The organism is Pseudoxanthomonas sp., assembly GCF_051953815.1.
GTDB lineage: Bacteria > Pseudomonadota > Gammaproteobacteria > Xanthomonadales > Xanthomonadaceae > Pseudoxanthomonas_A.
The window spans coordinates 13,357-27,829 of the sequence record NZ_JBQCIJ010000006.1; the positions used below are offsets into that span (position 1 = coordinate 13,357).

At 69.4% G+C, this 14,473-nt stretch carries 12 protein-coding genes; 6 read left to right on the forward strand and 6 right to left on the reverse strand.

The window, feature by feature from the left end:
• Nucleotides 1-106 precede the first annotated feature (106 nt).
• From ACTHN1_RS01690 to ACTHN1_RS01710, 5 genes are read right to left on the reverse strand one after another with little or no spacing between them, the layout of a single operon-like run.
• Nucleotides 107-1,261 (reverse strand): glycosyltransferase, encoded by a 1,155-nt coding sequence (locus tag ACTHN1_RS01690; RefSeq protein WP_440469242.1) that lies wholly within the window; start codon nucleotides 1,259-1,261, stop codon nucleotides 107-109.
• Nucleotides 1,258-2,601, reverse strand: coding sequence for a phenylacetate--CoA ligase family protein (locus ACTHN1_RS01695; protein ID WP_440469243.1), 1,344 nt, complete (start codon nucleotides 2,599-2,601; stop codon nucleotides 1,258-1,260). Before ACTHN1_RS01695 ends, ACTHN1_RS01690 begins: the two co-directional genes overlap by 4 nt.
• Nucleotides 2,598-4,151 carry an oligosaccharide flippase family protein gene (locus ACTHN1_RS01700; protein ID WP_440469244.1) on the reverse strand — a complete coding sequence of 518 codons (1,554 nt, stop codon included), beginning with the start codon at nucleotides 4,149-4,151 and terminating at the stop codon, nucleotides 2,598-2,600. The genes ACTHN1_RS01695 and ACTHN1_RS01700 overlap by 4 nt, the downstream gene beginning before the upstream one ends.
• Entirely contained in the window at nucleotides 4,148-5,443 is a 1,296-nt protein-coding gene (locus ACTHN1_RS01705) for an O-antigen ligase family protein (RefSeq protein ID WP_440469245.1), read from the reverse strand. The genes ACTHN1_RS01700 and ACTHN1_RS01705 overlap by 4 nt, the downstream gene beginning before the upstream one ends.
• Before the next feature lie 22 nt (nucleotides 5,444-5,465).
• The gene (locus ACTHN1_RS01710; RefSeq protein WP_440469246.1) at nucleotides 5,466-6,548 is read right to left on the reverse strand and encodes a polysaccharide deacetylase family protein; all 1,083 of its coding nucleotides are present in this window, start codon (nucleotides 6,546-6,548) and stop codon (nucleotides 5,466-5,468) included.
• A gap of 168 nt (nucleotides 6,549-6,716) precedes the next feature.
• Here ACTHN1_RS01710 and ACTHN1_RS01715 point away from each other — a divergent pair, with 168 nt between their 5' ends.
• The 6 genes from ACTHN1_RS01715 to ACTHN1_RS01740 all read left to right on the forward strand — a co-directional run bounded on the left by ACTHN1_RS01715 (nucleotide 6,717) and on the right by ACTHN1_RS01740 (nucleotide 13,723).
• Entirely contained in the window at nucleotides 6,717-7,466 is a 750-nt protein-coding gene (locus ACTHN1_RS01715) for a hypothetical protein (RefSeq protein ID WP_440469247.1), read from the forward strand.
• A gap of 27 nt (nucleotides 7,467-7,493) precedes the next feature.
• Nucleotides 7,494-8,105 (forward strand): class I SAM-dependent methyltransferase, encoded by a 612-nt coding sequence (locus tag ACTHN1_RS01720; RefSeq protein ID WP_440469248.1) that lies wholly within the window; start codon nucleotides 7,494-7,496, stop codon nucleotides 8,103-8,105.
• Nucleotides 8,098-9,285, forward strand: a complete 1,188-nt coding sequence (locus tag ACTHN1_RS01725; protein ID WP_440469249.1) for a glycosyltransferase — start codon at nucleotides 8,098-8,100, stop codon at nucleotides 9,283-9,285. The genes ACTHN1_RS01720 and ACTHN1_RS01725 overlap by 8 nt, the downstream gene beginning before the upstream one ends.
• Nucleotides 9,286-9,302: 17 nt before the next feature.
• A complete protein-coding gene (locus ACTHN1_RS01730) occupies nucleotides 9,303-11,363 on the forward strand; it encodes an NAD-dependent epimerase/dehydratase family protein (RefSeq protein WP_440469250.1) in 2,061 nt (686 codons plus the stop codon).
• A 135-nt stretch (nucleotides 11,364-11,498) separates the two neighbouring features.
• Nucleotides 11,499-12,626 (forward strand): GNAT family N-acetyltransferase, encoded by a 1,128-nt coding sequence (locus ACTHN1_RS01735; protein ID WP_440469251.1) that lies wholly within the window; start codon nucleotides 11,499-11,501, stop codon nucleotides 12,624-12,626.
• Nucleotides 12,623-13,723, forward strand: a complete 1,101-nt coding sequence (locus tag ACTHN1_RS01740; protein WP_440469252.1) for a GNAT family N-acetyltransferase — start codon at nucleotides 12,623-12,625, stop codon at nucleotides 13,721-13,723. Before ACTHN1_RS01735 ends, ACTHN1_RS01740 begins: the two co-directional genes overlap by 4 nt.
• A gap of 53 nt (nucleotides 13,724-13,776) precedes the next feature.
• Here ACTHN1_RS01740 and ACTHN1_RS01745 read toward each other — a convergent pair whose 3' ends face one another.
• Nucleotides 13,777-14,406: a hypothetical protein gene (locus tag ACTHN1_RS01745; protein WP_440469253.1), complete on the reverse strand. Its 630-nt coding sequence runs from the start codon at nucleotides 14,404-14,406 to the stop codon at nucleotides 13,777-13,779.
• Nucleotides 14,407-14,473 lie beyond the last annotated feature (67 nt).

A 14,473-nucleotide genomic window follows, 5' to 3' on the forward strand; every position in this document is an offset into this window, starting at 1 on the left:
GATCCGGAGTCGTGGGGGAATTCGCGCGAGGCGGCGGGCGCGCGGCGGCGCGCGGACGCATGCGGATCATGCCCGCTCGGGATGACGGCGTGCGCGATCGCGTGCATCAGGCGATTTCCGTGCGCGCGGCGAGTTCACCCAGGCCCACCGGGTCGCCGGCGTACAGGCGCTCGTAGCGCAGGGCCATGGTCCGGAACGAGCCTTCGGCCAGCACCCAGTCGCGTCCGGCCTGCCCCATCCGCGCCGCCTCCGCCGGTGCGGCCAGCAACGCGAGCAGCGCGTCGGCCAGGGCGTCGACATCGCCCGCGGGAACCAACCGTCCATTGCGGCCGTCGTGGACGATTTCGCGGTTGCCGCCGACGTCGGTCGCCACGATCGGCAGCGCTGCGGCGCAGGCTTCCAGCAACGCGATGGAATAGCCCTCGCTCAGCGACGGCAGCGTGAACACGTCCATCCCGGCGAGCAGTCGCGGCACGTCGCCGCGATCCCCGAGGAAACGCACCGCGTCTCCCAGCGCCAGTTCGCCGGCCAGTCGCTCCAGCGACGCGCGCAGGCTGCCATCGCCGACCATCGCCAGCACCGCCTGCGGCATCGTCGCGCGCACCCGGGCGAACGCGCGCAGCAGCGCCTGCTGGTTCTTGACCGGCTGCAGGCGGCCGACCGTGCCGATGATGCGGCTGTCCGCGGGCCAGCCCAGCTCCGCCGCCAGCGCCGCGCGCCCAGTGGCGTCGGCGGCGTGAAAGCGCTCCAGGCGGATGCCGTTGGGCACCGACAGCAGCGCGTGGCGCGGACGCACGCCCTGGTCGACGAAACACTGGCGCGCGGCCTCGCACACGCCGGCCACGTAGTCGGTCAGGCGCATGCTGCGGCGATACAACCATTCCTTGCGGCTGCCGGGATGAGGCGCGCCCATGCTGTGGCGGGTATTGATCACCCGTGCCAGCGGCAGGCCCCACGCCGCCAGCACCGCGTGATAGTGCGCGGCGGCGTTGTGGGTGTGCAGCACCGCGCCGGGATGGCGCCGCAGCAGCGCGCGCGCGCGGCGGATCGCCGCCCAGTCCAGCCCCTGCCGCTTGTGGCAGGCGGTCACTTCCACGCCCTGCCCGGTCAGTTCGTCCGCCAGCTGGCCGGGCTCGAACAGGCAGATCACCCGGCAGGCATGGCCGGCGTCGCGCTGGGCCGCGATCAGATCGATGACGGTGCGTTCAAGCCCGCCACGCTCCAGGTTCTCGACAAAATGGATGACTTGCATGCGCTTCATGTCAGTTCGGATACCGTCACGCGCTGCTTGCCGGTGGCGGTCAGCGGAATCTCGTCGGCGAAGCGGAAATCCAGGGCGACGTCCTGGCCGACCACCTTGCGCAGTTCCGCGCCCACGTGGTCGACGACCGCCGGGGTGAAGTCGTGATCGCGCACGAGGGTGATCTCGAAGGCATCGAGGCGCTTCTGCACCACCTGGTAGCGGCGGATGCCGCTCGCGCCCAGGAAGGCGTACACGATGAACTCGCCGGGAACATAGCGCCCGTCCGGCGTGCGCAGCGCGTCCAGCTTGCGGCCGTCGACGCTTGCCAGCAGCGGCAGCGCGCGGCCGCAGCTGCAGCGCCCCTGCCCCGGTGTCGCCAGATCGCCATTGACGTAGCGCAGCAACGGCATGCCGAGGTTGTGCAGGTCGGTGACGATGATTTCGCGTGGCCCGGCGGCATCGTTGCCGACGCCCGCGCCCAGTTCGACGTGCAGATGATCCATGTTCAGATGCAGGCCCTTGCGGTGTTCGCATTCGGCCGCGATCAGCATGAACTCGCGGCAACCATAGGTATTGTAGGCGGGACAGCCGAAGGCCTTTTCGATCAGCGCGCGCTGGCTTTCATGCAGGGTTTCGGCGGCGCCGAGGATCCGCTGCGGCCGGTGCACCTTGCGACCGTTGGCGATCAGCCATTCGGCCATCTTCACGATCGGCGCCACATAGGACACCACCGTTTCGGGACGGAACCGGTCGAAGGCGTCGGCGTACTCGGCCATGCGCGCCTCGCTCATCTCGAACGCGCTGAGCATGTGGCGGTTGAATGCCGCGTGGTACAGGCGGTCCTTGCGTTTCTGCGCCCCCACCGGGACGCCCCACAGGTACAGCGTGCGCTGGCCCAGGCGCGCGCCCGACCAACTGTAGCCGCGCCACATGATCGCCAGCCGGCGCTCGTAGCTTTCGCGGGTGTAGCCGAACTTCAGCGGTTCGCCGGTGGAGCCGCCGGTGGTCTTGTACAGCAGGCCCTCGCGCTGGTTGGCGGCGACCAGGTCCTGGAAATTGGCGCGGATGGTCGGCTTGTCCAGCGCCGGCAGGCGGGCATAGTCGCTCAGGTCGCGGATGTCCTCGGGCGACGCGATGCCCTGTTCGGCCCAGGTCCGCCGGTAGTACGGCACCTGTTCCCAGCAATGGCGCAGCAGGCGCTGGAGTTTCCGCCACTGCAGCGCGCGCAGGGCCTCCTCGTCCAGGGCCAGGTTGCGTTCGTACTCGGCCAGATAGCGCAGGGTCTTGCGTCCGCGCAGGCCGGACTCGTACAGCGGGAACAGCACCCGCCGGAACAACGGCGCGTACAGGCTGCTCATGGCGTTCCCTCCCCCGGCGCGCGCTGGTAAGCCCAGGCCAGGAAGCGTGCGCCCAGCCGCGGACGGCCCGCGGCGAAGCGCTGGTGCAGGTGTTGCAGGTGTTCGATGTCGCCGCGGCTCCAGCAGCCCAGCAACAGGGTCAACGGAATGTAGGCCAGCACCAGGACCGCGCCGCCGGCCAGCACCGAGGCGATCGGCAGCAGTCCGCGCAGCGGCCAGGCCAGCAGGCCGGCCAGCGCGGCGGCCAGCAGGATGCGCGCCAGCCGCGCCCACTCCGGATGGGCGTGGCTGACCCGGGTCGCCAGGGTCATGTAGACGGCGGCGTTGATCGTGGCCACGGTGATGTAGGCGACCACCGCGCCCTTCAGCGCGAAGTGGGCGATCAGCACCGCGTCCAGCACCACCTTCAGCAACGCGCAGATGATCACCAGCACCAGGATGCTGCGCTGGCGATCGGCACTGACCAACAGGCTGGAACCGCCCTGGGTCATCGCGGTCAGGCAGGCGGCGACCAGGCACACCGCGAACACCGGACCGGCCGCGTAGTACTCGCGGCCGTACAGCAGGTGGATGACGTCGTCGCAGAACACCACGCCGAACGCCGCCAGCGGCGCGGCCAGCAGCACCAGGTAGCCGGTGGTGGCGACGAAGCGCTGGGCGGCGATTTCGCGCCCGCGGCTCAGCGCGTTGGCCATCATCGGCAGCAGCAGCGCGCCGAACACGCCCGGCACCAGCATCGCCGCGCCGGTGGCCAGCTGGTAGGCGACCTTGAACTGTCCGGCAGCGTGGCTGTCGGCGTACATGTTGAGGAACATCACTTCCACTTCGCTGGCGGCCATGAAGCCGACCGACACCGTCAGCGCGGTCCAGCCCATGTGCCGCCGCACCCGCGCCAGCAACGGCGCCGGGAGTTGCACCCCGGGCTGGCGCGCCGGCACCAGCGGCGCGATCTGGCGGAACGACATGCCGAAGAACACGAAACTGGAAATGACGAACACCGCCAGCAGCCATTCCACCGGCGCGTCCAGCCGCCAGGCCAGGATCACCAGCAGCAGGTTGATCGGCGTGGACACCAGCGCCACCGTGGCGGTGGCGCGGAAATTCTCGAAGCCCTTGGCCACGCCGATGTTGAACATGTAGGACGAGCGCAGCGCCACCGCCACCACCAGGAAGCCCAGCAGCAGCTTGTGGTTCATGCCGGGCGCGATGTGGTCGCCGCCGAAGATGAACACCGCGGCGCCGGCCAGCAGCACCACCAGCAGGAAGATCCGCTGCGCCTTGCGCAGGTAGTCCAGCAGGTAGGGCACCATCTCCACGCGGTCGGTGCCGCGCAGTTCGGCCACGAACTTGATCGCCGCGCTCGCGGTGCCGGAGTTGGTGATCGCCACGCCCATCGCCACCAGCCAGATCACCAGGCTGTAGGTGCCGAAACCGTCCGGCCCCAGGTGCCGGGCGATGACGATCGAGGTGAGCATGCCCAGCACGTACTCGGTGTACGTGCCCACCGAGGAGAACAGGGTGTTGCTGAGGGTGCGCGACCGACTGTTCATGCCATCGCCAGGAGGACCTTGACCATCACGTACAGGCCGATAACGCCGATTACGGCATAAATCGGCCAGCGCAGCAGGTCCTTGTCCAGGCTGAATACCGGCAGGCTCGGGTAGATCTCGCGCAGGCGGGTGTAATGGGCGACCACGATGGCGATCAACAGGTATAGGATGATCACGTAGCTGCGGCTGAGGAAGAACGCGGCGGTGATGAAGCCGCTCAGCGACATCAGCAGGGTCAGGGTCAGGGCCCGGTCCTTGTGCCACTCGGCCAGCGCCACGTCATCCGGCACTTCCGGCGGCACGTCGTTGATGATGTCGTCGCCGCGCCGCAGCGGCGCCAGCATCATCCGGAAGCTGTAGCCGACGATGGCCAGCCACAGGGTGAAACCGATGATGCCCAGTTCGGCCAGCACCAGCACGAAGGAGTTGTGCGCGGTCAGTTCGTGCAGGTCCGAATAGCCGCCGGCACCGATGCCGAACACCGGATTGCCGATGAACATCTGGATGCCTTCGTACCAGGAATCCACCCGGCCCATCGCCGAGGCTTCGGAGACTTCCATCTCCTGCAGGCGCGAAGGCAGCATCATCAGGCCGCCCAGCGCCGCCACCCCGAGCAGGCCGGCGGTGAAGATGCCGCGCTTGCGCCACACGTACACGCCCAGCAGCGCGACCAGCGCCAGCAGGGTACCGCGCGAATTGGTCAGGTAGCAGCCGTAGACCAGCAGGCCGGCCACCAGCAGCCAGAACAGCCGGCGCAGTCCCATCAGCCCGCCGCGCGCGCTCAGGTAGAGCGCCATCGGCAGGCACATCACGAACAGCAGGCCCAGATCGTTGGGATCGTTGAAGATGCCGACGTACTGGATGCGGGTGCCCTGCGACAGCTCCACCCCGGTCCAGCCGATGCCGATCGTCGCCTGCTCCACGCCGTGCAGCGCCAGCACGCCGGCGCAGATCGTCAGCACCGCCATCACCGTTTCCAGCCGCTCGCGGGTATTCGCGGCGTTGGCCAGCAGCACGTAGGCCAGCAGCACCGGGGCGAAGATGAAGAACACGAACAGCGCGCCGCCCGGCCAGCCGTTCACCACCTTGGAGAACATGGCCACGACCAGGAAGCAGGGAATCAGCAGGTACTGCGGCGCCGAGAACGACTTGCGCGCGGAGAACACCCACAGGCCGGCCGCCGCCAGCAGCGCGATCGACTGCAACGGCGGTCCGGGGTTTTCGGCAATCGCCGGATAATCCTGGGGCCGGATGATCACCAGCGCCAGATACACCAACAAGAAAAAGAACATCAGCCCCTGTCGCTCCGCTCGTTCAACCTGTGCGCAACCTTGATGTGTAGCTGAACATCTCCGGCACCGCCACCATCGCCTCGAACCACTCCCGGTCCATCTGTCGCTCCACCGGCAGGCGCGGCACCGAGTACAGCGTGGTGGCCTCGATCGCGCGGGTGCCGGCCACGTAGCTGCAGGCCATCCGGAAGCCCGCCGCCCGCACCGCCTCGACCGTGTCGCCGTCGAACGCGTCCGGTCCGCCGACCGGATAGGACAGCACCGCGACCGGCGCGCCGAGTTCGCGTTCCAGCGCCTGCTTGGATCCCTGCACCTCGGCGATCATCCGATCCCGCGGCAGCTTGGCCAGCATCCGGTGATCCACGCCGTGCGAGCCGATTTCCATGCCCGCCGCGCGCATCTCGCGCAGCTGGTCCCAGGTCATCGGCCGGCAATCGGAATGTCCCTCCGAACGCGGCAGGTTCCATTCCCGCTCCAGCCGCGCGATCAGCGCGCACTGGCCTTCGTCGTCCAGCACCTTGAGCCGGTCCAGCAGATCCGAGGCCTGCGCGCGGCGCTGGCCCAGGTCCGGGCCCAGCGTCCAGTCCAGGCCCAGTTCCGGCGCCTGCAGGCGGGTGGCCGCGGTGGAACACACCATGTGCACCAGCCAGTCATACGCATACGGGCGGCCGGAATCGATATGGCCGGTGGACACGAAGAACATCGCCGACATGCCCAGTTCGCGCAGGATCGGGAACGCGACCCGGTAGTTGTCGTCGTAGCCGTCGTCGAAGGTCACCAGCACCGCCCCGCGCGGCAGCCGCCTGCCCTGGTCCAGGTGATCCAGCACCTGGGCGAAGGTCATCGGCGCGAAGTGGCGCTTCAGGTAAGCCATCTGCTCGCGGAATGCATCGGCCGAGGCGCTGATGAGGTCGGTGTCGAAACTGAAATCGTCCGGCTCGGCCGATTCCAGCACGCGGTGATACGCCAGCACCCGCACCGCGTCGCCCGAGCCCAGCCGCATCCTGCCCAGCAACGGCAGCACGCCGGCACGGTGGCACCAGCGTGCCAGCAGTTGCCTGCGCCCCGCGCGTTCCCTTGCCTGTTTCGATGCTCCCCTGGCCATCATCCATCCGCATCCGGCAACCATGCCCGATGCCCTGAATACGTGGATTGCCGGCAAATCCGGCCACCGCCGCGGACGATGGCCGCATCCGCGCCGGTTTGTCGTCTGGCAGGCGAATCCGGGCGCGCTGCGCTACCGTGAACCAAGATTGCCAGGGGCGTGTTCTGCATGTCGGACGATACCGACTTTGTCGCGTTGTACAACGAATTGGGACTGGACGCGGAATGCAGCATGCTGCATTTCAAGCACGCCTACCGGCGCCGGGTCATGCAGTTGCACCCAGACCACCAGCGCCAGCCCGCCGATGTCGCGCGCCTGCAGCGGCTCAACCGCATGTACGCGGCGGCGCTGGATTTCCATCGCACGCACGGGCGCCTGCCCGGCGCCTCGCGCCCGACCCCGGCCGCGGCGGACGAAGACGCCGGCGCGACGCCGTTCGTGGACACGCTCGCCCCCGCCCCGACGCCGGCGTTCGTCACGCCCGGACGCGCCTGGACGCGTGAATCCGAATCGGCCAACGACATCGAGATCGACGCCGGCCCCGCGCCGGTGACCGGATTTCCCCGTCGTCGCCGTTACCTGCTGATGTTGGCCCTGCTTGCGCTGGCGCTGTACTGGTGGGGTGCGCAGAAGACCTCGACGCCGTCGCTGGATCCCGCTGGTCCGGGGGATGCGGTTTCGCCGGGACTGGGCGCGCCGGACCTGAGCCTGCGGCTCGCGGTCGGCATGGACCACCCGCAGGCACGGCGCATCCTCGGCGACCCCGAGAGCGAGCACGCCGCGCGCTGGGACTACGGCCCCTCGTGGGTCGAGTTCCGCTGCGGCAAGGTCACCGGCTGGTACAGCTCGCCGCTGCGGCCGTTGAAAGTGGACGAGGAAAGCGCGCATGCGGCCACCGCGGAGGTGCCGCACTGCTGAAGGAAGATGGATTCAGGGGGAAGTGAGATGTTTGCTGGCACCGCCGGACTGCTGAAGAAGGCGCAGCGACGCCTGTGGATGAAGTACGCGCTGCGCGGCGTCGGCGGCAGCGACAACCATGCGCGGCTGGATCTGGCCTATCGCATGGAAGATCCCTGGAACATGGATTCGGCCATGGAGCGGACCCGCTTCGAGGCCACCAACCGGGTCATCGAACAGGCCTTCGGCCGGGTCGGCAGCGTGCTGGAAATCGGCTGCGGCGAAGGCCACCAGACCGAATACCTGGCCCGCCTCAGCGACGAGCAGTACGGCCTGGACGTCAGCCCGCACGCGGTGGAACGCGCACAGGCGCGGTTGCCGCGGGCGCATTTCGCCGCGGTGGATCTGTTCCACCAGCCGTGGGGCGAACAGCGCCACCGCTTCGATCTGGTCACCGCCTGCGAGGTGCTCTACTACCTGAGCGACCCCGCCGCGACAGTGGCGCGCATGCGCCACCTGGGCCGCAACGGCCTGGTGACCTTCTTCGCCCCGGCCTGCGGCCGGATCGGCCCGCACGTGGAAACCATCCCCGGCGTGCACAAGGACTGGATCCACCACGGCGGCACCGCCTGGCTGATCGCGTGGTGGCGCGATGGCTGACGCCAACGCGACCCTGCAGGGGCTGGGCGTGGTCTATTTCGGCAATGACTGGAACGCGGAGAACCGCACCAGCAGCCACCATGTCGCCACCCGCCTGGCCGAACGCATGCCGGTGCTGTACGTGGACTCGCCGGGCATGCGCGCGCCCAACGCCTCCGGCCGCGATCTGAAGAAGGCGTGGCGCAAGCTCAGCGCGGCGCTGCGCCGGCCCGAACGCATCCGCGACGGCTTCTGGCGCTGCACCGTGCCGCAGATGCCGTTCCGGCGGATTCCCGGCGTCGACGCGTTCAACCGCCTGTTCGGCCGCTGGGCCGTGCGCCGCGCGCTGCGCGCGGTCGGCATCCAGCGGCGCATTTCCTGGTTCGTCGTCCCGCATCCGGGCTTCCTGGCCGGCCGCCTGGGCGAGGAGCTGTGCGTGTACTACTGCATCGACGACTATGCCGCGCATCCGGGCGTCGATCCGGAACTGATCGGCCGGCGCGACGAAGCGCTCAGCCGCACCGCCGATCTGCAGTTCGTCGCGCCGCCGGCGCTGCTGGAACGCAAGCGCGAACTGAACCCGCAGACCTTCTATTCCCCCCACGGCGTGGACGTGGCGCTGTTCCGTCGCGCCGGCGAGGCCGCCACCGAGATTCCCGCCGCCGCGCGCGATCTGCCGGGACCGGTGGTCGGTTACATCGGATCGCTGCACGAGTGGATCGACCTGGACCTGATCGCCTGGCTGGCGCGCCAGCGCCCGCAATGGACCTTCCTGCTGGTCGGCCACGCCGCCGCCGACGTGAGCGAACTGCGCGCGCTGCCCAACGTGCGCCTGGCCGGCGCGCAGCCCTACGCCAGCCTGCCGCAATGGGCCAAGGCCTTCGACGTGGCGATCATCCCGTACCGGATGAACCGCCAGGTCGCCAACGCCAATCCGCTCAAGCTGCGCGAGTACCTCGCCACCGGCAAACCGGTGGTGAGCGTGCACAACCCCGAAATCGAGAAGTTCTCGCGCTGGGTGCGCATCGCCCACGACCGCGAGGGCTACCTGCAGGCGCTGGAGACCGCGCTGGCCGAAGACAGTCCGCAGGCCGCCGCCGAGCGGATCGCCGCGGTCGCCGACCAGACCTGGGATCACCGCGTGGAGACCGTGCTGGACACGGTCGCGCAGGCCCTGCAACGCCAACGCCCCCTTTCCTGATCATGCTCAATACCCCCATGCCCGCTTCCGCTTCCACCCGGCTGCGCGTCGCCATCGTCGGCGCCGGCTATGTCGCCACCCACCACCTGTCCGCGCTCAAGCGCCTGGATTTCGTCGACGTGGTCGGCATCTGCGACAGCCAGCTGCCGGCGGCGCAGGCGCTGGCCAAGCGCTTCGGCGTCGCGCGCGCGGTCGCGCGGCTGGAGGAACTGGCCGACGCCTTGCCGCAGGCCGTGTACGTGCTCACCCCGCCCTCCTCGCATCCGGCCATCGCCCTGGCCGCGCTGGACATGGGCTGCCACGTGCTGGTCGAGAAGCCGATGGCCGACAGCGTGGCCGATTGCGAAGCGATGATCGCCCGCGCGCAGGCGCGGGGCCGCCTGCTCGGCGTCAACCATTCGGATCTGTTCGATCCGGTGCTGATGCAGGCGCTGCAGGCGGTGCGCGACGGCCGCATCGGCGAAGTGGTGTCGGTCGACATCATCCGCAATTCGGAATATCCGCCCTACGCCGGCGGCCCGCTGCCCGGCGCGGTGACCCAGGGCTCGTATCCGTTCCGCGATCTGGGCGTGCACGGCCTGTACACGCTGGAGGCGTTCCTGGGTGAAATCGGCCATGCCGAAGTCGCGTTCCAGTCGCGCGGCACCGATCCCAACCTGCACTTCGACGAATGGCAGGCGCACATCCAGGCCGCGCGCGGCGTGGGCCGCCTGCTGCTGTCCTGGAACGCGCGGCCGATGGAGAACCGCGTGTTCGTGCGCGGCACCCGCGGCACCATCGAGGTCGATCGCTTCCTGCAGACCTGCCGCATCCACCGCGTGCTGCCCGGCCCGAAGTTCATCGGCATCGTCGCCAACGCGTTCTTCAGCGCGCTCAAGGACGTGTTCCGCGTGCCCTGGAACGTGGTGCGCTTCGCCACCGGCATGCTCAAGCCCTCGCCCGGCATCCAGCACGGCGCGCAGGCGTTCGCGCAGGCCGCGCGCGATGGCGCCGCGCCGCCGTTCACCGGCGAGGACGCGCTGCGCATCGCCCGCCTGCTGGAACCGCTGTGCGCCGAGCCGGATCGCCAGCGCCTGGCGCTGCTGGAAAGCCGCTACGCCGACCTGCCGCCGGCCGACGCGCTGGTGACCGGCGCCGCCGGTTTCCTCGGCCGCCGCCTGGTCGCGCGCCTGCGCGCCGAAGGCCGCAGCGTGCGCGTGCTGGTGCGCCGCCCGGTCGCCGCGTATGCGCAGGACGCCGGCATCCAGACGGTGATCGGCGATCTGGGCGATCCGCGCATCGTCGATCACGCGGTCCAGGGCGTGGGCGTGGTCTATCACGTCGGCGCCGCCATGCGCGGCGGTCCGCGCGATTTCGAAGCCGGCACCGTGTGGGGCACGCGCAACGTGGTCGACGCCTGCCTGAAGCACGGCAACCGCCGCCTGGTCTACGTCAGCTCGATGAGCGTGTTCGATCACGCCGGCCGCGCGCCGGACGCGGTGATGACCGAAGCCTCGGCCTACGAACCGCATCCGGAATGGCGCGGCGCTTATACCCAGACCAAGTTGAACGCCGAGCGCCACGTGCGCGACGCGATCGAACAGCGTGGCCTGCCCGCGGTGATCCTGCGCCCCGGCCAGATCTTCGGGCCCGGCGCGGAGAAGGTCACGCCCAACGGCGTCATCGGCCTGGCCGGCCGCTGGGTGGCGGTGGGCAGCGGCACGCAGACCCTGCCGCTGGTGTACATCGACGACGTGGTCGACGCGCTGGTGCAGGCGGCCGACGCGCCGCAGGCGGGGGGCGGACTGTTCAACATCGTGGACACGTCCGCGATCACCCAGGAAGCCTACCTGCAACGCGCGCAGCGCAAGCTGGGCGGCGAATTGAAGCGGGTCCGCGTGCCGACCTGGACCTTCCTGCTGCTGGGCTGGGGCGTTGAGCTGCTGGGCAAGCTGCTCAAACGCGACGTGCCGCTGACCCGCTACCGGGTGCGCTCGCTGCGCCCGCTGGCCAATTTCGACACCACCGCCGCGCGCGAACAGCTGGGCTGGACGCCGCGCGTGGGCGTGGAGCAAGGGCTGGATGCGACCTTCGGTTGATCATGTCGCCCTCCGTCCCGCTCCCGCCATCGATGCATGCCCGCGTGGCACAGCTCTTGCATCCTCCGCCCTGATCCCGCGCGACCGCGCGGGGTCATGGTGAACATGCCTGCCCACGGATACGAGAAACCCTCAATGCTCTCGCCCGCCACCCGCTCCTTCGAAGTTCGCCTGGAACCACTGCCGGATCTCGATCTCCTGCGCCTGCGCTGGGAGGAACTGGAAAGCCGCTCGCGCTGCAGCGTGTTCCTCAGCTGGATCTGGATCGGCACCTGGCTGGCGACGATCTGCCCGCGCAAGACCGCGCGCCTGGCCTCGGTCTATCTCAACAAGCGGCTGGTCGGCCTGGGCATCGTCACCGCGCGCCGGCGCTTCTTCGGATTGGGTCCCACCCATCTGCGCCTGCACCAGGTCGGCGATCGCGTGCTCGACAGCCTGACCATCGAGTTCAACGGACTGCTCAGCGAGACCGGGCTGGAAAGCGAAACGCTGGTGGCGTTCGTGGATCATCTCAATCGCCACGAACGCCATTGGCTCACCCTGTTCCTGCCCGGCATCGAGGTCGATCGCATCCCGCTGGAACAACTGCGCGCGCCCAACCTGCGCCTGCGCATGTTCAAGCGACCGACGCCCTACATCGATCTGACCGGCCTGCGCGAGGACCACGGCCTGTATCTGTCCAGCGTGCTGGGACGCAACACCCGCGCCCGCGTGCGCCGCACCGCCCGCAAGCTGGGCGAGCGCTGGGGCGAACTGAAAATCGACGTGGCCGGCACGCCGGAGGAACGCCTGGCGTACTTCGACGGCCTGGTCGCCCTGCACCAGGCACACTGGACCGCCGAGGCCGGCGAACAGGGCGCGTTCGCCGATCCGCGCGTCGTCGCCTTCCACCGCCAGTTGATCACCGTTTCCGAACCCGGCCACGGCGCGCAACTGCTGCGCTTCGAGGCCGGCGGACACGTGGTGGGCTATCTCTACCACCTGGTTTCGCGCGGCGTGGTCTGCTTCTACCAGGCGGGCATCGACTATCCGCGCATCGGCGACTGCGGCAGCCCCGGCCTGCTGCTGTTGACCGAGGCGGTGCAGAACGCCATCCAGGAAGGCCACCGGCGTTATGAACTGATGGCCGGCGAGATGGACTACAAGCGCGTGCTGGCGATGGCCGAAGGCCGCATGGCCTGGCTGTCGGTGGATCGCCTGGGCCTGCGCACGCGCCTGATGGACACGCTGCGCGGTCGCCGGCACGGCACGGTGCCGGCATGACCGCCACGGTCACCCTCGATCACTGGACGCATCTGCGCGCCGCCGACTTCGCCGAATGGGAAGCGCTGGCCCACGCCAGCGAAGCCTCCAATCCGTTCCTGGCGCCGGGCTTCGTGCAGGCCGCCGCGCGCTGGCTGACCCCGCAGGCGCCACCTTCGCTGCTGCGCGTGCGCGCCGGCGATGGCGAACTGATCGGCCTGGCCTGCCTGGAACGTCGCCGCCCCAACCTGTTCGTGCCGCTGCCGCACTGGCGCGGTTATCGGCACGCGCATGCATTCCAGTCCGGCCTGCTGCACGCGCCCGGCAACGCCGACACGGTCGCCGCCGCGGTGATCGATCTGATGGCGCAGCGGAATTCGCCCGCGCCGGTGTTGCTGCTGCACAACCTGGTGGCCGAATGCCCGCTGTCGGCGGCGCTGTGGGCCACCCGCGATCCGCGCCTGCAATGGCACGAAACCCGGCGCTTCCATCGCCCGGTGCTGCGCACCCGCGCAGGCGTGTCCACCGCCGCGCGCATGCGCGGTTCGGTGCTCAAGGATCTGCGCCGGCGCCTGCGTCGCCTGCAGGACCAGGGCGAAGTCACCACCCGCATCCTGCAGGGCGCCGACGCCGATCAGGCCGCCGCCGAGCGGCACCTCGCGCTCGAACACGCCGGCTGGAAAGGCGATGCCGGCAGTTCGCTGCACGCCAGTCCGGCGCAGCGCGGATTCTTCCTGGAGATGGCGGCGCGGCTGGCGCCGACCGGCGCGCTGGTGTTCGTCGAGACGCTGTGCGCGGGCCGGGTGATCGCCTCCACCAGCAACCTGATGTCCGGCCAGGTGCTCAGCGGCTTCAAGACCGGCTGGGATCCCGAATACCGCCAGTCCAGCCCCGGCCGGATCAACGAATGGCAATTGTTCGAAGCCATGCATGCGCGCTGGCCGCGGTTGCGCCAGTTCGACAGCCAGGCGCAGGAAAACTCGTATCTGGCCGAGTTGCTGCCGGATCACCAGGTCATGGTGTCCGGCGTGTTGGCCGCCGGCGTGGCAGCCAATCGCTGGCTGTCGGCCGCGCGCGTGCTGCGGCCGCTCGCCTACCGGCTCGGCCACGACGACTGAACCACTGAATCACGGCGCGTCGCGATTCGGATGCCACCGCCCGGGCGAGCCGATCAGGCAATCTGGGTGCGGTGCCAGGCGCGCTCTTCCTCGTTCAACCACAACAGCCGCTTGTGCGGATGCAGCGCGGTGGGCGCCGGCAACAGCGTCGGCGGCAGGCTCCGCCACAGCAGCCGGCGGCCGAGCATCAATCCGTACACGGTGGCGAACGGCTTGAAGCCCATCGTGCTGTGCGCGCGCAGCGAGGGCCGGTTGATGCAGCTGACGTCCGACAGGTACTCCAGCGGCGCCGATTCCACCGTGCTGCCGATCGTCATCATCGACGACAGCAGGCGGCGGCCACGCCGCTTCGGCACCACGAAGGCGTCGCGCAGCCAGACCTGGGTCTTGTCCAGCGGGAACAGCCAGCCCATCTCGTCGAAGTAACGCGGTATCCCGTGCAGGGCCCAGAACCAGGCGATCAGTTCCCCGTCCTCCTCCATCGCGAAGCAACGGAACCCCCGCTCGAAGCGCAGGCGCAGGCGCGCCGGATCGCCGGTGCGTCCCTGCTGGCGGTAGACCTTCGACAGCCGCGCCTCGTCGCCCATCTTCAGCTCGATGAAATGCTGTTCCGGCGTCGGCGCCAGGCCACCCGCGTGGCCCGCCTCGCGTCGCAGCAGCACGATGGCATTGAAATCGAACATTCCCTTCCTTCCCCCTGGGCTCCCGCGGGAGCCATGATTCCACACGGGCGGAGCGCAACGCTCCGCG

Bases quoted from the DNA above. Each gene is read 5' to 3' on its own strand.
- ACTHN1_RS01690 (WP_440469242.1), bottom strand. From the start codon at position 1,261: ATGAAGCGCATGCAAGTCATCCATTTTGTCGAGAACCTGGAGCGTGGC.
- ACTHN1_RS01695 (WP_440469243.1), bottom strand. From the start codon at position 2,601: ATGAGCAGCCTGTACGCGCCGTTGTTCCGGCGGGTGCTGTTCCCGCTG.
- ACTHN1_RS01700 (WP_440469244.1), bottom strand. From the start codon at position 4,151: ATGAACAGTCGGTCGCGCACCCTCAGCAACACCCTGTTCTCCTCGGTG.
- ACTHN1_RS01705 (WP_440469245.1), bottom strand. From the start codon at position 5,443: ATGTTCTTTTTCTTGTTGGTGTATCTGGCGCTGGTGATCATCCGGCCC.
- ACTHN1_RS01710 (WP_440469246.1), bottom strand. From the start codon at position 6,548: ATGGCCAGGGGAGCATCGAAACAGGCAAGGGAACGCGCGGGGCGCAGG.
- ACTHN1_RS01715 (WP_440469247.1), top strand. From the start codon at position 6,717: ATGTCGGACGATACCGACTTTGTCGCGTTGTACAACGAATTGGGACTG.
- ACTHN1_RS01720 (WP_440469248.1), top strand. From the start codon at position 7,494: ATGTTTGCTGGCACCGCCGGACTGCTGAAGAAGGCGCAGCGACGCCTG.
- ACTHN1_RS01725 (WP_440469249.1), top strand. From the start codon at position 8,098: ATGGCTGACGCCAACGCGACCCTGCAGGGGCTGGGCGTGGTCTATTTC.
- ACTHN1_RS01730 (WP_440469250.1), top strand. From the start codon at position 9,303: ATGCCCGCTTCCGCTTCCACCCGGCTGCGCGTCGCCATCGTCGGCGCC.
- ACTHN1_RS01735 (WP_440469251.1), top strand. From the start codon at position 11,499: ATGCTCTCGCCCGCCACCCGCTCCTTCGAAGTTCGCCTGGAACCACTG.
- ACTHN1_RS01740 (WP_440469252.1), top strand. From the start codon at position 12,623: ATGACCGCCACGGTCACCCTCGATCACTGGACGCATCTGCGCGCCGCC.
- ACTHN1_RS01745 (WP_440469253.1), bottom strand. From the start codon at position 14,406: ATGTTCGATTTCAATGCCATCGTGCTGCTGCGACGCGAGGCGGGCCAC.